This window comes from Campylobacter coli, from assembly GCA_039516895.1.
In the GTDB taxonomy this organism is placed as follows: Bacteria; Campylobacterota; Campylobacteria; order Campylobacterales; family Campylobacteraceae; genus Campylobacter_D; species Campylobacter_D coli_B.
The window spans coordinates 1677148-1695772 of record CP154437.1 but is presented as its reverse complement, the minus strand read 5'-3'; the positions used below and the strand labels follow the sequence as shown (position 1 = coordinate 1695772).

Annotated in this window: 23 protein-coding genes, 5 tRNA genes and 1 pseudogene; all 29 read left to right on the top strand. The window is 32.1% G+C overall.

Translation table 11 applies throughout. The features are described 5' to 3' along the window. Positions 1-44: 44 nt before the first annotated feature. The 29 genes and pseudogenes from AAID94_08660 (at position 45) to AAID94_08520 (ending at position 18624) form a co-directional block, all read left to right on the top strand. A complete protein-coding gene (locus AAID94_08660) occupies positions 45-248 on the top strand; it encodes a hypothetical protein (GenBank protein ID XAK23888.1) in 204 nt (67 codons plus the stop codon). Beyond that, complete coding sequence (locus AAID94_08655; GenBank protein XAK23887.1) at positions 238-900, top strand: AMIN domain-containing protein; 663 nt, start codon at positions 238-240, stop codon at positions 898-900. The genes AAID94_08660 and AAID94_08655 overlap by 11 nt, the downstream gene beginning before the upstream one ends. Continuing rightward, the gene (locus AAID94_08650; GenBank protein ID XAK23886.1) at positions 900-1739 is read left to right on the top strand and encodes a DNA ligase; all 840 of its coding nucleotides are present in this window, start codon (positions 900-902) and stop codon (positions 1737-1739) included. The genes AAID94_08655 and AAID94_08650 overlap by 1 nt, the downstream gene beginning before the upstream one ends. 46 nt (positions 1740-1785) lie before the next feature. Then, a tRNA-Pro gene (locus tag AAID94_08645) sits at positions 1786-1863 on the top strand. 24 nt (positions 1864-1887) lie between these two features. Further along, a tRNA-His gene (locus AAID94_08640) sits at positions 1888-1964 on the top strand. Positions 1965-1968: 4 nt separating this feature from the next. Next, positions 1969-2045, top strand: a tRNA-Arg gene (locus tag AAID94_08635). A gap of 14 nt (positions 2046-2059) precedes the next feature. After that, positions 2060-2136: transfer RNA gene (locus AAID94_08630), tRNA-Arg, on the top strand. Positions 2137-2141: 5 nt separating this feature from the next. Beyond that, positions 2142-2226 (top strand) — tRNA-Leu (locus tag AAID94_08625). Positions 2227-2427: 201 nt separating this feature from the next. Next, the gene (gene proB / locus AAID94_08620) at positions 2428-3183 is read left to right on the top strand and encodes a glutamate 5-kinase (protein XAK23885.1); all 756 of its coding nucleotides are present in this window, start codon (positions 2428-2430) and stop codon (positions 3181-3183) included. 78 nt (positions 3184-3261) lie between these two features. Continuing rightward, complete coding sequence (locus tag AAID94_08615) at positions 3262-3465, top strand: hypothetical protein (protein XAK24804.1); 204 nt, start codon at positions 3262-3264, stop codon at positions 3463-3465. Next, positions 3465-4147, top strand: a pseudogene (locus tag AAID94_08610) (hypothetical protein). Before AAID94_08615 ends, AAID94_08610 begins: the two are co-directional and overlap by 1 nt. A 489-nt stretch (positions 4148-4636) precedes the next feature. Continuing rightward, on the top strand, positions 4637-5554 hold the full coding sequence (fmt, locus tag AAID94_08605; GenBank protein ID XAK23884.1) for a methionyl-tRNA formyltransferase: 918 nt from the start codon (positions 4637-4639) through the stop codon (positions 5552-5554). Continuing rightward, positions 5517-6170: a biotin--[acetyl-CoA-carboxylase] ligase gene (locus AAID94_08600; protein XAK23883.1), complete on the top strand. Its 654-nt coding sequence runs from the start codon at positions 5517-5519 to the stop codon at positions 6168-6170. The genes fmt and AAID94_08600 overlap by 38 nt, the downstream gene beginning before the upstream one ends. Beyond that, positions 6167-6952 (top strand): AAA family ATPase, encoded by a 786-nt coding sequence (locus tag AAID94_08595; GenBank protein ID XAK23882.1) that lies wholly within the window; start codon positions 6167-6169, stop codon positions 6950-6952. Before AAID94_08600 ends, AAID94_08595 begins: the two co-directional genes overlap by 4 nt. A 4-nt stretch (positions 6953-6956) precedes the next feature. Continuing rightward, on the top strand, positions 6957-7793 hold the full coding sequence (locus AAID94_08590; protein XAK23881.1) for a ParB/RepB/Spo0J family partition protein: 837 nt from the start codon (positions 6957-6959) through the stop codon (positions 7791-7793). 58 nt (positions 7794-7851) lie between these two features. Continuing rightward, positions 7852-8277 (top strand): FoF1 ATP synthase subunit B', encoded by a 426-nt coding sequence (locus AAID94_08585; protein ID XAK23880.1) that lies wholly within the window; start codon positions 7852-7854, stop codon positions 8275-8277. Positions 8278-8288: 11 nt separating this feature from the next. After that, positions 8289-8801, top strand: a complete 513-nt coding sequence (locus AAID94_08580; protein XAK23879.1) for a F0F1 ATP synthase subunit B — start codon at positions 8289-8291, stop codon at positions 8799-8801. Then, complete coding sequence (locus AAID94_08575; protein XAK23878.1) at positions 8801-9322, top strand: F0F1 ATP synthase subunit delta; 522 nt, start codon at positions 8801-8803, stop codon at positions 9320-9322. Before AAID94_08580 ends, AAID94_08575 begins: the two co-directional genes overlap by 1 nt. Before the next feature lie 12 nt (positions 9323-9334). Continuing rightward, positions 9335-10840: a F0F1 ATP synthase subunit alpha gene (atpA, locus tag AAID94_08570; GenBank protein XAK23877.1), complete on the top strand. Its 1506-nt coding sequence runs from the start codon at positions 9335-9337 to the stop codon at positions 10838-10840. Positions 10841-10849: 9 nt separating this feature from the next. Beyond that, positions 10850-11734, top strand: coding sequence for an ATP synthase F1 subunit gamma (atpG, locus tag AAID94_08565; GenBank protein XAK23876.1), 885 nt, complete (start codon positions 10850-10852; stop codon positions 11732-11734). Between the two features lie 25 nt (positions 11735-11759). Then, on the top strand, positions 11760-13157 hold the full coding sequence (gene atpD / locus AAID94_08560; GenBank protein XAK23875.1) for a F0F1 ATP synthase subunit beta: 1398 nt from the start codon (positions 11760-11762) through the stop codon (positions 13155-13157). 3 nt (positions 13158-13160) lie between these two features. Then, positions 13161-13550, top strand: coding sequence for an ATP synthase F1 subunit epsilon (gene atpC / locus AAID94_08555; protein ID XAK23874.1), 390 nt, complete (start codon positions 13161-13163; stop codon positions 13548-13550). Further along, the gene (locus tag AAID94_08550) at positions 13551-14105 is read left to right on the top strand and encodes a MotA/TolQ/ExbB proton channel family protein (protein ID XAK23873.1); all 555 of its coding nucleotides are present in this window, start codon (positions 13551-13553) and stop codon (positions 14103-14105) included. A 10-nt stretch (positions 14106-14115) separates the two neighbouring features. Further along, a complete protein-coding gene (locus AAID94_08545; protein XAK23872.1) occupies positions 14116-14505 on the top strand; it encodes an ExbD/TolR family protein in 390 nt (129 codons plus the stop codon). A gap of 4 nt (positions 14506-14509) precedes the next feature. Beyond that, positions 14510-15286 carry a TonB C-terminal domain-containing protein gene (locus AAID94_08540; GenBank protein XAK23871.1) on the top strand — a complete coding sequence of 259 codons (777 nt, stop codon included), beginning with the start codon at positions 14510-14512 and terminating at the stop codon, positions 15284-15286. Positions 15287-15299: 13 nt separating this feature from the next. Continuing rightward, complete coding sequence (tolB, locus tag AAID94_08535) at positions 15300-16511, top strand: Tol-Pal system protein TolB (protein XAK23870.1); 1212 nt, start codon at positions 15300-15302, stop codon at positions 16509-16511. Positions 16512-16587: 76 nt separating this feature from the next. Then, a complete protein-coding gene (pal, locus tag AAID94_08530; GenBank protein XAK23869.1) occupies positions 16588-17085 on the top strand; it encodes a peptidoglycan-associated lipoprotein Pal in 498 nt (165 codons plus the stop codon). A gap of 3 nt (positions 17086-17088) precedes the next feature. Next, positions 17089-18042 carry a tetratricopeptide repeat protein gene (locus AAID94_08525; protein XAK23868.1) on the top strand — a complete coding sequence of 318 codons (954 nt, stop codon included), beginning with the start codon at positions 17089-17091 and terminating at the stop codon, positions 18040-18042. Between the two features lie 15 nt (positions 18043-18057). Then, the gene (locus AAID94_08520) at positions 18058-18624 is read left to right on the top strand and encodes a peptidylprolyl isomerase (GenBank protein XAK23867.1); all 567 of its coding nucleotides are present in this window, start codon (positions 18058-18060) and stop codon (positions 18622-18624) included. The last annotated feature ends 1 nt before the right edge of the window (position 18625 follow it).

The following is an 18625-nucleotide window of genomic DNA, read 5'->3' as shown; positions in this document are numbered from 1 at the left end:
ACGAAAGCACCAAGAAAAAGAGCTTTTATGCCCATCTTATAAAGATGGTTTTTTGGGCTTTTCTCGTCATTGTAGGAGCTATTTATTTTGGAAATATGCTTTTTGGGCAGTATTCTTTAGATACCCTTCTTTCGCTTGAAGCAACCAAAGAAGAATTAAATAAAAAAATATCTTTTCTCAAAGAGCAAAATGCCAAAGCACAAAAAGATTATTTTGAATTACAAGGATTATACCCCAATGAAAACTAAAATTTTAGGAATATTTTTAATTTTTATTTCTTTATTAAATGCTGAGGAAAATCCTTTCAAATCAGAGCAAAACATGAGTATGATTGTGCCGCCTGATTTTCAAAAAGAGGATATTAAATTTAATTCTAATGCAAGAGTTTTAAAAAGCGTAAGTTTTAATTATATCAATCTTGATGGAAGCGAAGAGGTCTTAAATATTGACATTAACAAAAGCATAGATTGGCATGATACTTATACCCTTGTGCGTTCTAAAAGTCCAGATCCTTCAAAGGTTTTTGATGTTTCAGTAACCATACCTGAGCGTAATGATTCCAAAAAAGAATCCAACAATACAGCAAGTATAGAAATACCATTACAGGTTGATAAAATCTATGATTTTATATCCTATGCGGTGTATAAAAATAAAATTAAACTCAATACCAATGATGAGCTTATTAGCGATTTTTCCATAGGTAATCCTAGTAAAATTGTGGTAGATTTTAAATCAGATCTAGTAAATCCTACTAAAAATATACGCATTAGCAATTCTCTTTTTAAGCGCATAGATTTTGGCTCTCATAAGGGATATTATAGGCTTGTGATATATTTGGATGGAAATTATAATTACAATATCCAAAAAGATGCCACAGGATATATGATCAATCTATTGTGATGAGAATTTTTATTTTTCTTTGGTGTGCCTGCTTTGCTTTTGCTAGTGATATTTTGCTTTTAAGCAAGATAAGCGAACAAGAAATTCAAAATAAGAATTTTAATGGTTATTTGATGAGTGAAAAGCTTGATGGAATCAGAGGAATTTGGGAAGCAGGAAAATTTAAAACTCGTCAAGATAATCCAATCCATACTCCTTCTTATTTCACTTATAATTTTCCTAGCTTTAAACTTGATGGAGAGCTTTGGATAGCTAGGGATAAATTTGATGAGGTGTCAGCTTTAATTCGTAGCGATAACTTAGACTCAAGTCTTTGGAGAAGTGTCACATATAATGTTTTTGATGTGCCCAATGCTTGTGAAGAATTTAAACTTACTTCTTGCACTTTAAGCAACCGTCTTAAGGTTTTAGAGCAGTATTTGCAACAAAATCCCAATCCTTATATAAAAATCATAAAGCAAATTCCTATAAAAGATCAAGAGCATTTGAAAGAATTTTATAAAGATATTATCTTGAATAAGGGTGAAGGTGTAGTCATACGCAAGGATCTTGCTCCTTATGAAAAAGGTAGAAGTAAAAATGCTTTTAAGTTAAAACCCTATGAAGATGCTGAATGTAAAGTCATAGGTTATACCGAAGGCAAGGGCAAATTCCAAGGTAAAATTGGTGCCTTGCTTTGTCAAATGCCAAATGATAGGGTAATTAGAATAGGTAGTGGTTTAAAAGATAAAGATAGAGAAAATCCACCTAAAATAGGCTCTATTGTCACTTATAAATTCAATGGACTGACTAAAAATTCTTTACCGCGTTTTCCAGTTTTTTTACATATAAGAGATTAAAATTCTTGACTTTGTTTTCTTTTTCTGATATAATACCTACTTTTTTCGGGGTGTAGCGCAGTCTGGTTAGCGCACTTGGTTTGGGACCAAGGGGCCGAAGGTTCGAATCCTTTCACCCCGACCATTTTTTATAAATTTATACAAAATGGTGAGTGTAGCTCAGTCGGTTAGAGCATCAGATTGTGGTCCTGAGGGTCGTGGGTTCAATTCCCATCACTCACCCCACTAAGCGTTCGTAGCTCAACTGGATAGAGCAACAGACTTCGGATCTGTAGGTTATGGGTTCAATTCCTATCGGGCGCACCACCAAATTTTTATATGCGTTCATAGCTCAGCTGGATAGAGCAACGGCCTTCTAAGCCGTAGGTCAGAGGTTCGAATCCTCTTGAGCGTACCATACTAGCGGATGTGGTGAAATTGGCAGACACGCCAGACTTAGGATCTGGTGCAGCAATGCGTGAAGGTTCAAGTCCTTTCATCCGCACCACAATTTAAAATTATATCTCCCTTAAATTAGTGCAATCGTCTTTTTCTTTACAAAATAAAAAATTTCATTTTATTTTAAATTTTATTTCAATTTTTGGAAAATTAATCATTTTTATTAAAAAATTTGATAAAATTTTTTAAGTTTATAAAATGAATTTTTGATTTAAAAATTTCAATACCATATAAAATTAAAGAGAAAAGTATGCAAAGAATAGTCGTAAAAGTAGGCTCTCATGTGATCAGCGATGAGAATCTTTTAAATTTAAAGCGCTTTGAGAATTTGGTGGCTTTTTTGGCCAAATTAATGCAAAAATATGAAGTTATTTTAGTTACTTCAGCTGCTATTTCAGCTGGATGTACCAAGCTTCATATAGATAGAAAAAATTTAATTAATAAACAAGTTTTAGCTGCGATAGGGCAACCTTTTTTAATCAGTGTTTATAATGAATTTTTAGCCAAATTTGGCAAAATGGGTGGGCAAATTTTGCTTACAGGAAAAGATTTTGATTCAAGAAAGGCGACTAAGCATGCTAAAAATGCTATTGATGCGATGATTGATTTAGGAATTTTGCCTATTATCAATGAAAATGATGCCACGGCTATTGAAGAGATTGTTTTTGGGGATAACGATAGCTTAAGTGCTTATGCGACGCATTTTTTTGAAGCTGATTTGCTTGTGATTTTGAGTGATATTGATGGTTTTTATGACAAAAATCCTAGTGAATTTAGTGATGCAAAGCGTTTGGAAAAAGTTGAATTTATCAAAGAAGAATGGCTTAATGTAAGTGTTAAAACAGGAAGCGAACACGGAACAGGCGGTATAGTTACTAAGCTAAAAGCAGCTAAATTTTTATTGGAAAATGATAAAAAAATGTTTTTAGCAAGTGGTTTTGATTTAAGTGTTGCAAAGGCATTTTTGCTAGAAAATAAACAAATAGGCGGAACTTTATTTGAGTGATTATAAATTTTTATTTTTCCTTAAGTTTTGAAGAGTAAAATAAATTATGTGCATAATTCATAATACTAAGGAGAAATAATGAAAAAATTAGCAAGAATTTTTCTTTTAGTTGTTGCTTTTGCGCTCAGTGCTTTTGCATACGATCCTTATGCTTGCTCTTTGCAAAATTTAATTAATCCAGGTAGTTGCAATCCTAATTTAGTGCCTAATGATGAGTATGCTTGTTGGGCTTTACTTAATGTTAGAGTAAATGGCGAGCTTGTTTGTGTGGAGTATTATTAATGTCTATTTTAGTAAATGCTGTAGATACTTTTTATTCTACTAAAAATGAAGCTGTATTTTCAGCTTCTAAAAGTGAAAATATAAAAAGAAATGTCGCGGATTTTAATACCGATAATAATACAAAAAATTCCGTGTATTTTTTTAGTGATGATAAAGAAATTTCTTTGAATTTAAGCAATGAAAGCATCGAGCTTTTGACAAATCATTTTAGCGCAAATGATTTTTTAAAACTTTCTAATGGAAATATAGGCTTAAGCGGAAAAGCAGCCGCTTTTGTAGAAGGCTGGTATAAAGATATTATGATAAATAGAAATTTTTTAAATGCCGATAGGGATAAAAACGGCAGAATAGAAAATAACGAGTATTTATCTTTAAAAAATTCAGTAGAAGATGTTGCAAAAAATCAAGATTTAAGTAAGAATTTTGGGGCAGTTGTTTTAAGAATGGCTCAAAGTACAACAGGCTATGTTGAAAATACAATTAGCGATAAAAGCTTAAGTATAGAAGCACTTATGGATGAAAGTATAAAAAGTGATAGAAATTTTGATGGGATTATTACGAGGCTTGAGTATTCTGCTAAAGGCGGTACAGATATGCAAGGCTATACGAATTGGGCTATAGATGCTTTAAATGATATTTTAGATGATAGCGATAAAGCCAAAAAAATTCATTTAGTTGTTGATCCTACAAGCGAAATTTGGCATTCGTATGCAGGCAAAACATTAAATGAGGTTAAGGCTTATTATGATAATCCTTTTAGAGCGACGAGTGGAACTTCTGCTTCTGGTTTTTTAAATATAGTGATTGAAGAACCAAGAATTTTACCAGGCAATGATTTAGAAAATGAAAAAGAGCAATTGCTTAATGAATTTCCTGAATTTAGAGCTTTGATACAAAACAATCCCAATATTACAAAAGAAAAACTTTTAAAACTTAAGAATCAGCAAAGAATCACACACAATTACCAAGATCATCAAAAACAAGATTTGCAAAAAGAATTTACACAAAATTTCTTTAAAACAGATCTTAAGGCCTAAATTCCCTTAAAAAATTCGGCAATTTCCAAACCTTACAAATTTTTATAAAGATGCTCCATTTTAGACTGGATTGAGTTAGCTTTAAATTCAAATTTGCTATAATCAAAACCTTGAATTTTACACAAAGCGAAATGATGAAAAAAATTATTTTTATGGGCACACCAAGCTATGCAACTTGTATTTTAAAAGCTCTTTTAGAAGATGAAAATTTTGAGCTTTTAGCGCTTTTTACTCAGCCTGATAAAGCTGTGGGTAGAAAGCAGATTTTAACACCAAGCGATACTAAAGCATTTTTGCTTCAAAAAGCTCCACAAGTTCCTATTTTTACTCCAAATTCTTTAAAAGATGAGAGTGTTATAGAGCAAATTCGTGCTTTAAAGCCCGATTTTATAGTAGTTGCTGCTTATGGAAAAATTTTACCTAAGGCTATTTTAGATATAGCTCCTTGTATCAATCTACACGCTTCGCTTTTGCCTAAATACCGAGGCGCTAGTCCGATTCAAAGCGCGATTTTAAATGCCGATGAAAAAAGCGGAGTTTGCACAATGCTTATGGAAGAAGGGTTGGATACAGGAGCTGTGCTTGAGAGTGTGGAGTGCGATATAAGAGATAAAAATGTAAATGAAGTTTTTGAAATTTTAGCAAGCTTAGCAGCAAAACTTATCCTTTCGACTCTTTTAAATTACGAAAAACTCCTTCCAAAAAAACAAGATGAAAGCTTGGCTACACATTGTAAAAAAATTAAAAAAGAAGATGGGCTTGTGAGTTTAGATAATGCAAGAGAAATTTATCAAAAATATCTAGCTTTTACACCTTGGCCTGGAATTTTTTTAGAAAATGGTTTGAAATTTATAGAACTTGAGCTTGTAGATGAGTTGAAGCAAAATGCTAAAATGGGTGAAATTTTAGAACTCGAAAAAGAAAGCTTTTTGCTTGCTTGCAAACAAGGAATTTTACGCATTAAAAAGCTTCAAGAAAGCGGAAAAAAGGCTCTTGATGGTAGGACTTATTTAAATGGAAAAAGGCTTAAAAGTGCAGATAGCTTGTGTTGAAAGTATTGATTCTACCCATCTTTTTTTATGCGAACAAATTCGAAGTGGTAAAATCAATGAAAATTTTGCCCTTTATGCCTTAAATCAAACAAAAGGTGTAGGCAGTAGAGAAAATTTATGGCAAAGCTCTAGTGGAAATTTGCATCTTTCTTTTTGCATCAAAGAAAGCGATTTACCCAGCGATTTGCCTTTGGCTTCTGTGAGTATTTATTTTGCTTATTTGTTAAAGGAAATTTTACAAGAAAAAGGTTCTAGAATTTGGCTTAAATGGCCCAATGATTTATACTTAGATGATAAAAAAGTAGGAGGGATAATAAGCACAAAAATTTCAGATTTTATAGTAGGTGGTATGGGTTTAAATTTAAAATTTGCTCCTCATGATGCTGCTTTGTGTGATGTTGAAATTTCACTTGAAGATTTGATAGAGAAGTTTTTGCAAAGACTAGAGAAAAAATTTTTATGGAAGCATATTTTTAGCAAGTATATGTTAGAATTTGAAAAATCAAGACAATTTAGTGTCCATTATGAAGGTAAGGTATTTTCACTTGAAAATGCTTTTTTATATGAGGATGGATCAATTTTACTAGGCGATAAAAGGGTGTATAGTTTAAGATGAGTGAGATTATTACTATAGCAAATCAAAAAGGTGGAGTAGGTAAAACCACAACAGCTGTGAATTTGGCAGCATCTTTAGCAGTGGCCGAAAAAAAAGTTCTTTTAATTGATGTGGATCCACAAGCAAATGCTACAACAGGTTTGGGTTTTAATCGTAACAATTATGAATACAATATTTACCATGTTTTTATAGGTAGAAAAAAACTTTCCGATATTATTTTAAAAACAGAATTGCCTCAACTTCATTTAGCTCCTTCAAATATAGGTCTTGTAGGTATCGAACAAGAACTTGCCAAGGGTGAAAACAACGAAAAAAAAATGATACTTAAAAACCAAATTCAAGAAGTGCTTGATGAGTATGATTTTATCATCATCGATTCTCCGCCTGCACTTGGAAGTATCACTATCAATGCTTTTGTTGCTAGCGATAGTGTTATCATACCTATACAATGTGAGTTTTATGCGCTTGAAGGTGTGGCGATGGTTTTAAATACGATTAAAATTATTAAAAAAACTATCAATCCTAAATTAAAAGTGCGAGGATTTTTGCCGACTATGTATAGCTCACAAAATAATCTTTCTAAAGATGTTGTGGAGGATTTAAAGCAGAATTTTAAAAAGCAGCTTTTTACTATTAATGGCAATGAAGATGATTTTATCGTTATACCTCGCAATGTAAAATTAGCTGAAAGCCCAAGCTTTGGAAAGCCTATCATACTTTATGATATAAAATCTCCTGGTTCTTTGGCTTATCAAAATTTAGCATATTCGATTTTAGGATAAAACAATGGGTCTTAATAAAAATAGAGGCTTAAGCACCTTAATGGGAGATGTAGGAGAGGTTTATAGTAGAGAATTAGGTCTTGATAAAAATCAAGTGAGTCTTATAGAAATTTCAAAAATCACTCCAAATCCTTTTCAACCAAGAAAAACTTTTGACGAAGTGGCTTTAAATGAACTTGCAAATTCTATAAAAGAGCATGGATTAATACAACCCATAATTGTACTTAAAAAAAACGATAGTTTTATCTTGGTAGCTGGCGAAAGAAGGCTTAGAGCTACTCAAATTTTAGGAGAGGAAAATATACTAGCCTTTGTATCGGATAGTGATGAGAGTAAGCTTAGAGAATTAGCACTCATAGAAAATATCCAAAGGGAAAATTTAAATCCTATCGAACTTGCAAATTCTTATAAGGATTTAATAGAAGTTTATAATATTACTCAAGAAAATTTAGCCGAACTCATTCATAAAAGCAGAACGCAAATCACAAATACTTTAAGGCTTTTAAATTTAGATTCTAAAACACAAGAGCTTATAGCAAGCGGTAAGATTTCACAAGGTCATGCTAAGGTTTTAGTAGGTTTAGATAAAGAAGATGAAAAAGTGCTTGTAGATAGCATTTTGGGACAAAAACTTAGCGTAAGAGATACAGAAAGACTTGTTCAAAAAGTTAAAAATAAAGAAAATATAGAAGATGAAGAATTTGAAAATTCTATGCAAAATTTAAAACAAATTTTAAATAAAATCGGTTTTATGTGTAAAAATAATAAAAAAGAACTCATTATTCGTTTAGATAATATTGATAAAATTAAAAAACTGACTGAAATTCTTAACAAAATTTAACAAAGTCTTAGTTTTTATTTGTTACAATAAAAGACTTATAATATCCCAAAGGAGATCTATGTTTGAAGATATGCATCCTTCCATAATGCTTGCTACTATGGCTATTTTTTTAGCTATGATAGTGATTTTAAACACTATGCTATATAAGCCCCTTTTGAAATTTATGGATGAAAGAAATGATTCTATAAAAAATGACGAAAACAAAGTCAAAGAAAATTCACAAGAAATGCTAGGAGCCAACGATGAGGTTGAAGCAATTCATGTGAGCACAAGAGAAGAAATCCATAAAATCAAACAAAATGCCATCAATGCAGCTAAAGAGGAAGCTCAACAAGCTATAAAAGCTAAAAAGGAAGAACTAGAGCGTAAAATGGCTAACTTCTATACCGAATTAATATCTCAAAAAAAAGAACTTCAAGACCATTTGTCAGCACATTTGCCTGACCTTAAACAAGCTTTGCAAAATAATATTAAACAGCACTAATAAGGAGAAAGATGAAAAAGCTATTTTACTTTATTTTTTTACTGCCTTTATGTGCCTTTGGTGCATCTAATGGTAGCGGAGAGTATGATATTGTTCCAAGAACAATAAATTTCTTAATTTTTATAGCCATATTGTATTATTTTGTAGCAAATCCTTTTAAAGCTTTTTATAAAAATCGAATTTTAAGAATTTCTTTAAAATTAGATGAAATTCAAAAGAAGCTTTTGGAAAGTAAAGCAAAAAAACTTGACACAATGAAAAAGCTTGAAGAAGCTAAAGCAAATGCAGCAGCAGCTTTAGTTGTAGCAAAAAAAGAAGCAGAGGTGCTTGCTCAAAAAATTAAAGAAGAAACTCAAAATGAGCTCGCTTTACTTGAAAAACATTTTGAAGAACAAAAAAGCTATGAATTTAGAAAAATGGAAAAAGAAGTTGTGTCTTTAACTCTTAAAGAGATTTTTGAAGATTCAAATATTGCTTTAAAACAGAATGAAATCATTGATATTATGATGAAGAAGGTGTCTTAATGAATGATTTAATAGCCAAAAGATACGCAAAAGCTATAACTTTAAGAGCAGATATTTCAGAATTTTATGATAATTTGTCTATTTTAAGCTCAGCTTTTGCCCTACCTAAATTTAAAAATATCATAGAATCAAATCAAATTCAAAAAGAAAAAAAATTAGAATTTGTTATTTCTTTAATAGAAAAAGCTAGTCCTAGTTTTAATAATTTTTTAAAATTATTAGCAGAAAATTCAAGACTCTCTTGCATTCCTCAAATTGCTAAAGAGCTCGAAAGACAGAAATCTTTTAAAGAAAATATTTTTTTAGGAACCGTTTATTCTAAAGAAGTATTAAGCGAAGATAGTATCAAAGAGCTTGAAAGTAGACTTGGTGCTAAGTTTGGTGTCAAAATTAAATTGCAAAATAAAGCAGGTTTAAATGAAGGTGTGAAAATTTCACTAGAAGAATTAGGTTATGAAATTTCTTTTTCAATGAAAGCTCTTCAAAACAAGATGAGCGAATATATACTCAAAATTATTTAAGGAGAATGTGTAATGAAATTTAAAGCTGATGAAATCAGTTCTATCATAAAAGAAAGAATCGAAAATTTTGATTTAAATTTAGAGATCGAAGAAACAGGAAAAATTATTTCAGTAGCTGATGGTGTAGCTAAGGTTTATGGTCTTAAAAATATTATGGCCGGTGAAATGGTAGAATTTGACAATGGCGATAAAGGTATGGCATTAAACCTTGAAGAAAGTAGCGTGGGTATAGTTATACTTGGAAAAGGAGAGGGCTTAAAAGAAGGTACTTCTGTAAAACGCCTTAAAAAACTTCTTAAAGTTCCAGTAGGAGAAGCTCTTATTGGTCGCGTGGTGAATGCGCTTGGTGAACCAATTGATGCCAAAGGGGTTATCAATAGCAATGAATTTAGATTTGTAGAAGAAAAAGCTAAAGGTATTATGGCTAGAAAAAGTGTACATGAACCTTTACATACAGGGATTAAAGCTATAGATGCACTTGTGCCGATTGGTCGCGGTCAAAGAGAGCTTATCATAGGTGATAGACAAACAGGTAAAACCACTGTAGCTGTAGATACTATCATTTCTCAAAAAGGACAAGGGGTAGTTTGTATTTATGTAGCTATAGGACAAAAACAAAGTACAGTGGCTCAAGTTGTAAAAAGACTTGAAGAGCATGGAGCTATGGATTATACTATAGTTGTAAATGCGGGTGCTTCAGATCCAGCAGCACTTCAATACCTAGCACCTTACACAGGTGTAACTATGGGTGAGTTTTTTAGAGATAATGCAAAACACGCTTTAATTGTTTATGATGATTTGAGTAAGCATGCTGTGGCTTATCGTGAAATGTCTTTGATTTTACGCCGTCCTCCAGGTCGCGAGGCTTATCCTGGTGATGTTTTCTATCTTCACTCAAGACTTTTAGAAAGAGCTAGTAAATTAAATGATGAGTTAGGTGCAGGTTCTTTAACAGCTTTGCCAATTATCGAAACTCAAGCAGGAGATGTTTCAGCTTATATTCCAACTAATGTTATTTCGATTACCGATGGACAAATTTTCTTAGAAACTGATTTATTTAACTCAGGAATTCGTCCAGCTATCAATGTGGGTCTATCTGTTTCTCGTGTGGGTGGTGCGGCTCAAATTAAAGCAACTAAACAAGTTTCAGGAACTTTAAGACTTGATCTTGCACAATATAGAGAACTTCAAGCTTTTGCTCAATTTGCAAGTGATTTAGATGAAGCAAGTAGAAAACAACTAGAGCGCGGACAAAGAATGGTTGAATTGTTAAAACAACCTCCTTATTCTCCACTTAGTGTTGAAAAACAAGTAGTTTTAATTTTTGCAGGAACAAAGGGTTATTTGGATGATGTTGCTGTTTCAAAAATCAGAGAATTTGAAGATGGAATTTATCCATTTATAGAAGCAAAATATCCAGATCTTTTTGAACAAATTCGTTCGAAAAAAGCTTTAGATGCAGAGCTAGAAGAGAAATTAGCTAAAGCAATAAACGAGTTTAAAGCAAATCATTTATAAGGTTCTTTTATGTCTAATTTAAAAGAAATTAAAAGAAAAATAAAAAGCGTCCACAATACGCAAAAAACAACCAATGCAATGAAGCTTGTTTCTACTGCCAAATTAAAAAAGGCAGAAGAAGCAGCAAAAAGATCTAGGGTTTATGCGCAAAAAATTGATGAGATTTTAAGTGAAATTTCATTTCAAGTCAATAAGATTGTTCATAATGAAGAGGATTCAAGATTTGTTTTATTTCATAAGAAAAATCAAATCAAAAATGTAGATCTAATCTTCATAACAGCAGATAAAGGGCTTTGTGGTGGTTTTAATATCAAGACCTTAAAGGCTGTAAGCGAACTTTTAAAGGAATATGAAGAAAAAAATATCAATGTTCGTTTAAGAGCTATTGGAAAAACAGGAATTGAGTATTTTAATTTTCAAAAAATAGAGCTTTTGGAAAAATATCTTGGCTTAAGCTCAAGTCCTGATTATGATAAAGCTTGCTCTGTTATTCAAGCTGCTGTAGATGATTATTTAAATGGAATAACAGATGAAGTTGTTTTAGTGCATAATGGATATAAAAATATGATCACGCAAGAGTTAAAAATTTCTCATCTAATCCCAGTAGAGCCAAAACAAATCGAAGGAAACTCAAATTCACTTTTAGAACTTGAACCTGAAGATACAGATCTTTTGGGAGATTTGATGAAAACATATTTTGAATACAATATGTATTATGCATTAATTGATTCCTTGGCTGCAGAACATAGTGCAAGAATGCAGGCTATGGACAATGCCACCAATAACGCAAAAGCTAGAGTTAAACAGCTTAATTTAGCTTACAATAAAGCAAGACAAGAATCTATCACTACTGAACTTATCGAAATTATCAGTGGTGTTGAGTCAATGAAATAGTAAATTTTTAAGGAGAGTATAAATAATGCAAGGATTTATTTCACAAGTATTAGGTCCAGTTGTTGATGTAGATTTTAACGACTATTTGCCTCAAATTAATGAAGCCATTGTTGTAAATTTTGAAAGTGAAGGCAAAAAACAAAAACTTGTTTTAGAAGTAGCAGCACACTTGGGCGATAATAGAGTTAGAACTATTGCTATGGATATGACAGATGGCTTAGTAAGAGGACTTAAAGCAGAAGCTTTGGGCACTCCTATTAGTGTTCCTGTGGGTGAAAAAGTTTTAGGAAGAATTTTTAATGTTACAGGAGATTTGATCGACGAGGGCGAAGAGGTTGCTTTTGATAAAAAATGGGCAATTCATAGAGATCCACCTGCATTTGAAGATCAAAGTACAAAAAGTGAAATTTTTGAAACAGGTATTAAGGTTGTGGATTTGCTTGCTCCTTATGCAAAAGGTGGTAAAGTAGGACTTTTTGGTGGTGCTGGCGTTGGTAAAACGGTTATTATTATGGAGCTTATTCACAATGTTGCGTTTAAACATAGCGGTTATTCGGTATTTGCGGGTGTTGGTGAGAGAACTCGTGAGGGGAATGATCTTTATAATGAGATGAAAGAAAGTAATGTTTTGGATAAAGTTGCCTTATGTTATGGACAAATGAATGAACCACCAGGGGCAAGAAACCGTATTGCTTTAACAGGTCTTACTATGGCTGAGTATTTTAGAGATGAAATGGGTCTTGATGTTTTGATGTTTATCGATAATATCTTTAGATTTTCACAATCAGGCTCTGAAATGTCTGCGCTTTTAGGAAGAATTCCTTCAGCTGTGGGTTATCAACCGACTTTGGCAAGTGAAATGGGTAAATTCCAAGAAAGAATTACTTCGACTAAAAAAGGTTCAATTACTTCAGTTCAAGCGGTTTATGTTCCAGCAGATGACTTAACAGACCCAGCTCCTGCAACTGTTTTTGCTCACTTAGATGCAACAACGGTTTTAAATAGATCTATTGCTGAAAAGGGTATTTATCCTGCAGTTGATCCACTTGATTCAACTTCAAGAATGCTTGATCCAAATATCATCGGTGAAGAGCACTATAAAGTTGCACGCGGTGTTCAATCTGTACTTCAAAAATATAAAGATTTGCAAGATATCATTGCAATTTTAGGTATGGATGAATTAAGTGAAGAAGATAAATTGATCGTTGAAAGAGCAAGAAAAATAGAGAAATTCTTATCACAACCATTCTTCGTTGCAGAAGTATTTACAGGTAGCCCTGGAAAATATATTTCTCTTGAGGAAACTATTGCCGGCTTTAAGGGAATTTTGGAAGGTAAATACGATCACTTGCCAGAAAATGCTTTCTATATGGTGGGTAATATCGACGAAGCTATTGCAAAAGCAGATAAACTGAAAGGTTAATTTATGGACAATTTAATCAGTTTTGAAATAGTTACACCTATGGGTGTAATTTATCAAGGGGAGGTAAAATCAGTTACCTTGCCAGGAAGCGAAGGAGAATTTGGAGTACTTAAAGGACATGCTGCTTTGGTTTCATCTTTAAAATCTGGTGTAATTGATATAGAAAAAGCTGATTTAAATCATGAGTTAATCGCAATTGATGCAGGTCATGCTAAGGTAGATGAAGATAAGATCAGCGTTTTGGCTAAGGGCGCGGTTTGGATTTCGGGTTCTAGTGAAAGTGAAATAGAGAAAAATCTTGAAAGTGCTAAAGAATTAATCAAATCTATGAGTTCAGATAATACAGCTTTAGCTGCTACCTTTTCAAAGCTTGACAATGCAAAGGTTAGGTAGATGAATTTTGAAGCGATATTTCAGTTTTTTGGAAGCTCAAGCATAATCACTTATATAGTCTTAGCTTGGCTTTCCTTATACTTTATACTTTCTTTTTTTATACTTTTTTCAAGAATGACTTATTTAGCAGCTTGGAAAAATAAAGAAAAAGAAAGTCTAGAATCTCTACTTTTGGGCGAAAAAGATTTGAGTAGAACGCGCTCTATTTTAAGAAAGTGCACGGATACTAGCTTATCACATCTTGAGATTTATAAAAATTTAGCAAGTCGTCGTGCATCTAATGGGCTTACTTGGCTCAGTATAGTAGCTTCAACCTCTCCATTTATAGGACTTTTTGGAACAGTTATTTCTATACTTGAGACTTTTGGTGGTTTAGGGACACAAAATTCTTTAAGCATTATCGCACCTAAGATCAGCGAAGCTTTGGTTGCCACAGGCTGTGGTATTTTAGTTGCTATTCCTGCTTATACTTTTCATCTTATTATTAAAAGAAAGGCTTTTGAACTTTTAAGTATTATTGATAGTGAGATTAAAGTTATTAGTTCTAATAAATAGGATTTAAGATATGCCATTTGATGATGAGAAGCCAGAGCTTAATATAACTCCTTTGGTTGATATCATGCTTGTTTTATTGGCTATTTTAATGGTAACAGCTCCAAGCATTACTTATGAAGAAAAAATCAATCTTCCTCAAGGAAGTCAAAAATCCACAAGTGCTCCTAATGTTAAAAGCTTGATTGTCAGTATCAATGCCAAAAAAGAAATATTTTTAAATCAAGAAAAATATAGTTTTGTAAGTTTTGCGGATAATCTTGCACAAAAGAAAGCACAATTTAATACCGATGAGCCAGTGTTTATTAGAGCCGATAAGAGTTTAAAGTATGATGATGTTATTTTTGTCCTAAGAAGTATTAAAAATTTAGGCTTTAGTAAAGTCGCCTTACAAACAGAATAAGCTCATGAAAGAATATGGTTTAGGCAAGATAAATTCATTTTTGCTTGCTGTTGCGGTTTATATTTTTATTATAATTCTTATTTTTTTTAGACTTGTAACTCACATGGAACCTGCAATCCAATACACTGATATCCAAGATAGTTTTATCGATATAGAGCTTATGGAGCCTTCAAAGAAAGTCGTAAACGAACAAAGTACCCCTAAGGATATTCAAAAACCTACTCAAGAGCTTGATATTGAAAAACTTTTTGCACAAACTACAAATAAAGCAGTAAAAACTGAAGATATGGATCAAAAAGCTAGTAATTTTAATGAGCTTTTTGGTAGTATCAAAGAGATACAAGAGGAAAAAACTACCAAAATACAATCAAGCGCCAAATCGGAAACAAGAAGCAGCTCAAAAACTCAAGCCTCAGAACTTGTAAAGCAATTAAACGATAGTTTACTTGAAGAAGAAAGTATCAATCAAGGTGAAAGTATTAAAAATCAAAAGACAGGAATTTATGATGAGTTTTTAGGAAAGGTAGTGCGCACCATTACACAAAGATGGAGGCAATATCATCCCAATAGTGAAAATATTTCAGTTAAGGTAAAAATTTTTATTGATGAAAATGGAAATTTTGGTTATACTTCGGTCGAAAAAAGTGGAAATTCTTTATATGATGCAAAGGTAGCTGAATTTTTGGAAAACCAAAAAGGTAAATTTATAGCTTATCCACCTCAAAATAAAAGCATAAGTATTACTATGAATTTAAAAGATGAGGCACAAATTCAAAAATAATTTAGGAGTAAAAATGAAAAAAATTGTAACAGTATTTTTAATTTTTTTAGGAATACTTTGGGCGGAAGATCCTGTGATTGATGTTGTAAATTCGGGTGTAGTCTTACCAAAAATCATTGTTAAAGACAATTCGAATTTAAGTGATATTAATTTAAAGCGCAGTTTTTATAATATCATTGTAAATGACTTGAAGGTAAGTTCAAATTTTGAAGTTGTAAGTGATGCAAGTTCAGAAGCTTCAAATTATACTTTTGAGTATGATTTAAGTAAAAATGGTAATGCTTTAAATTTGCATGTCAAGATTAAAGCAGGGGGCTTGGAAAAATCAAGCCAAACCTATGCTTTAAATGGTGTAGAACAGTATCCTTTTTTAGCTCACAAAAGTGTAAAGGCTTCTGTAAATGCATTAGGACTTGCGCCTGTTGAATGGATGGATCATAAAATTTTGATTGCTAGAAATTCAAGCTCTAAAAAAAGTCAAATTATCATGGCAGATTATACTTTAACATATCAAAAAGTAATCATTGATGGAGGATTGAATTTATTTCCTAAATGGGGAAATAAAGAGCAAAGCATTTTTTATTATACCGCATATGATCATGATAGACCAACGCTTTATCGTTATGACTTAAGAACCAATAAAGCAAGTAAAATTTTATCAAGTGGAGGTATGGTTGTAGCAAGTGATGTGAGCTTAGATGGCAGTAAATTGCTTGTGACTATGGCTCCAAAAGATCAGCCTGATATTTATTTATATGATTTAAAGTCTAAAAATTTAACTCAACTTACAAATTATTCGGGTATAGATGTAAATGGGAATTTTATAGGCGTAGATGATAGTAAATTTGTTTTTGTTAGCGATCGCTTAGGTTATCCTAATATTTTTATACAAAATGTCAATAATGGATCTGCTGAGCAAGCGGTTTTTCATGGTAAAAATAATTCCGCAGTTTCAACTTATAAAGATTTTTTAGTATACTCTAGTCGTGAGCCAAATCAAGTAGGTGTTTTTAATATTTATTTAATGTCAATTAATAGCACAGGTATTCGTCAGTTTACCGCAAATGGAAAAAATTTATTTCCTAGATTTTCAAGTGATGGTGGGAGTATAGTCTTTATTAAATATCTTGGAGCACAGAGTGCTTTGGGTGTTATTCGTGTTAATGCGAACAAGACTTTCTATTTTCCATTAAAAGTTGGGAAAATTCAGTCTATTGATTGGTAAAAATTTGTAATTTTTGGTTAAATTTAATTAATTTTAGATATAATGCTAACAATTTATTAACTTTGAAAGGTCATAAATGAAAAAAATTCTTTTTAGTTCTATTGCAGCATTTGCATTGGTTATCAGTGGTTGTAGCACAAAAAGCACTAGCGTAAGTGGTGATACAAGTGTAGATTCGAATCGTGGAACAGGTGGTAGTGATGGCTGGGATATTGATTCAAAAATTTCTCAACTTAATGATACTTTAGGAAAAGTGTATTTTGATTTTGATAAATTTAATATCCGCCCAGATATGCAAAATGTTGTTAATACAAATGCTAATATCTTCAACAATGAAGTAAGCGGTGTAAGTATCACTGTTGAAGGTAACTGCGATGAGTGGGGAACAGATGAGTATAATCAAGCTTTAGGTTTAAAAAGAGCAAAAGCAGTTAAAGAAGCTCTAATCGCTCAAGGTGTAAATTCTGACAGAATCGCTGTTAAAAGCTATGGCGAAACAAATCCAGTATGTACAGAAAAAACAAAAGCTTGCGATGCTCAAAATCGTCGTGCAGAATTTAAACTATCAAGATAATTGATGAAAAAAATATTCTCAGTAGCTCTTATCGGAGCTACTTTACTTTATGCAGAAAGCTCTGCTTTTGGTGCAGGAGATTTAACCAGTAATTCCCCCTATGGTTTAACATCAAGTGAAAAATTACTCAAGGAAAAATTAGATACTTTAAGCAATAATAACGCACAAGCAAATTCTAGAATTAATGAGATTGAACAAAGAGTTGAAGGATTGCAAAGTACCTTAGAAGGTATAAATTCGCAGTATGCTAAATCCAATTCTAGACTAACACAACTTGAAACTAATTTTGAAGCTATAGAAAATAATTTAAGCACAGAACTTCAAAATTTAAAAGCTTATGTTGAAGAAAGTAGAAAAATTCAAGATGCTAATAATAAGCAAATTAAGAAAATTTTAACCGAATTAAGTTCTTTGGTTGATTCTATTAACGCAAATTATGTATCTAAAGATGACTTAAATAGTACAAATTTAAGTATCAAAAATACAGTTGTCGTGCCTCTATCAACTGATGATAAAAACATAACTTCTAGCAATGAAAATAACATCAGTGTTGCTTCAACGCAAGAAAAAGAAGTTAAACAAATAGATGATTCTTGGAAAAAGAAAAAAAATAATGAAATTTTGGACTTGGCTATCAAAGATTTAAATAATAATTCTTATGAGAATAGTAAAATTAAGTTAAATTATCTCATACAAAAACAATACAAACCCGCAAGAGCAAATTTTTGGTTAGGAGAAATTGAGTATAAGCAAAAAAAGTATAATAATGCTATTGCTTATTATAAAAAAAGCTCTGCTTTGAGCACTAAAGGGGATTATTTTCCAAAGCTCTTATATCACACAGCGATTTCTCTTGATAAGATAGGAGATCCAAAAACAGCTAATGGATTTTATAAGGCTTTAAAGACAAATTATCCTAACTCACCGGAAGCAAAAGCTTCCCCAAATAGAAAATAATATCAAGGAGAAAAAATGGCTATAGAAAAAAATAGCGTAGTTTCAATGTTTTATGAACTAAAAGATGCAAATACAAATGAAGTTTTAGAATCAAATTTATATGCTCAACCTATTTCTTTTATTTTAGGCAAAGGTCAAATTTTAGAAGCTTTAGAAGAAGAAGTTATGAAGCTTGATTGCCCTAGTAATGCTGATGTTGTAGTTAAGAAAGAAAAAGGTTTAGGCGAATACGATGAAAATGCGGTGCAAGTTTTACCAAAAGAACAATTTGCAGGTATTGATTTAAAAATAGGTATGGAGCTTTTTGGTGAGGGTGAAAATGGTGAAACCGTTCGCGTTACTGTTAAAGAAATTGGCGATAATGATGTGACTATTGATTATAATCATCCTTATGCAGGTCGTGATTTGCTTTTTTCTTTGAATATAGTAGATGCTAGAGTAGCAAGCGAAGATGAGCTTCTTACAGGCATTATCGCAGGAAGCCATAGTTGTGGTTGTGGAAGTGGACACGGACACGATCATCACGGACATGGCGGTGGCGGATGCTGCGGTGGCGGTGGCGGCGGATGTGGTTGCCACTAAG

What these genes read in the sequence shown, in the direction of transcription:
- AAID94_08655 (XAK23887.1), top strand. Translation starts at nt 238, where the DNA reads ATGAAAACTAAAATTTTAGGAATATTTTTAATTTTTATTTCTTTATTA.
- AAID94_08575 (XAK23878.1), top strand. Translation starts at nt 8,801, where the DNA reads ATGAATGATTTAATAGCCAAAAGATACGCAAAAGCTATAACTTTAAGA.
- tolB (XAK23870.1), top strand. Translation starts at nt 15,300, where the DNA reads ATGAAAAAAATTGTAACAGTATTTTTAATTTTTTTAGGAATACTTTGG.
- AAID94_08540 (XAK23871.1), top strand. Translation starts at nt 14,510, where the DNA reads ATGAAAGAATATGGTTTAGGCAAGATAAATTCATTTTTGCTTGCTGTT.
- fmt (XAK23884.1), top strand. Translation starts at nt 4,637, where the DNA reads ATGAAAAAAATTATTTTTATGGGCACACCAAGCTATGCAACTTGTATT.
- atpC (XAK23874.1), top strand. Translation starts at nt 13,161, where the DNA reads ATGGACAATTTAATCAGTTTTGAAATAGTTACACCTATGGGTGTAATT.
- AAID94_08545 (XAK23872.1), top strand. Translation starts at nt 14,116, where the DNA reads ATGCCATTTGATGATGAGAAGCCAGAGCTTAATATAACTCCTTTGGTT.
- AAID94_08525 (XAK23868.1), top strand. Translation starts at nt 17,089, where the DNA reads ATGAAAAAAATATTCTCAGTAGCTCTTATCGGAGCTACTTTACTTTAT.
- AAID94_08585 (XAK23880.1), top strand. Translation starts at nt 7,852, where the DNA reads ATGTTTGAAGATATGCATCCTTCCATAATGCTTGCTACTATGGCTATT.
- AAID94_08600 (XAK23883.1), top strand. Translation starts at nt 5,517, where the DNA reads ATGGAAAAAGGCTTAAAAGTGCAGATAGCTTGTGTTGAAAGTATTGAT.
- AAID94_08520 (XAK23867.1), top strand. Translation starts at nt 18,058, where the DNA reads ATGGCTATAGAAAAAAATAGCGTAGTTTCAATGTTTTATGAACTAAAA.
- pal (XAK23869.1), top strand. Translation starts at nt 16,588, where the DNA reads ATGAAAAAAATTCTTTTTAGTTCTATTGCAGCATTTGCATTGGTTATC.
- AAID94_08580 (XAK23879.1), top strand. Translation starts at nt 8,289, where the DNA reads ATGAAAAAGCTATTTTACTTTATTTTTTTACTGCCTTTATGTGCCTTT.
- AAID94_08660 (XAK23888.1), top strand. Translation starts at nt 45, where the DNA reads ATGGTTTTTTGGGCTTTTCTCGTCATTGTAGGAGCTATTTATTTTGGA.
- atpA (XAK23877.1), top strand. Translation starts at nt 9,335, where the DNA reads ATGAAATTTAAAGCTGATGAAATCAGTTCTATCATAAAAGAAAGAATC.
- AAID94_08615 (XAK24804.1), top strand. Translation starts at nt 3,262, where the DNA reads ATGAAAAAATTAGCAAGAATTTTTCTTTTAGTTGTTGCTTTTGCGCTC.
- AAID94_08650 (XAK23886.1), top strand. Translation starts at nt 900, where the DNA reads ATGAGAATTTTTATTTTTCTTTGGTGTGCCTGCTTTGCTTTTGCTAGT.
- atpG (XAK23876.1), top strand. Translation starts at nt 10,850, where the DNA reads ATGTCTAATTTAAAAGAAATTAAAAGAAAAATAAAAAGCGTCCACAAT.
- AAID94_08590 (XAK23881.1), top strand. Translation starts at nt 6,957, where the DNA reads ATGGGTCTTAATAAAAATAGAGGCTTAAGCACCTTAATGGGAGATGTA.
- atpD (XAK23875.1), top strand. Translation starts at nt 11,760, where the DNA reads ATGCAAGGATTTATTTCACAAGTATTAGGTCCAGTTGTTGATGTAGAT.
- AAID94_08595 (XAK23882.1), top strand. Translation starts at nt 6,167, where the DNA reads ATGAGTGAGATTATTACTATAGCAAATCAAAAAGGTGGAGTAGGTAAA.
- AAID94_08550 (XAK23873.1), top strand. Translation starts at nt 13,551, where the DNA reads ATGAATTTTGAAGCGATATTTCAGTTTTTTGGAAGCTCAAGCATAATC.
- proB (XAK23885.1), top strand. Translation starts at nt 2,428, where the DNA reads ATGCAAAGAATAGTCGTAAAAGTAGGCTCTCATGTGATCAGCGATGAG.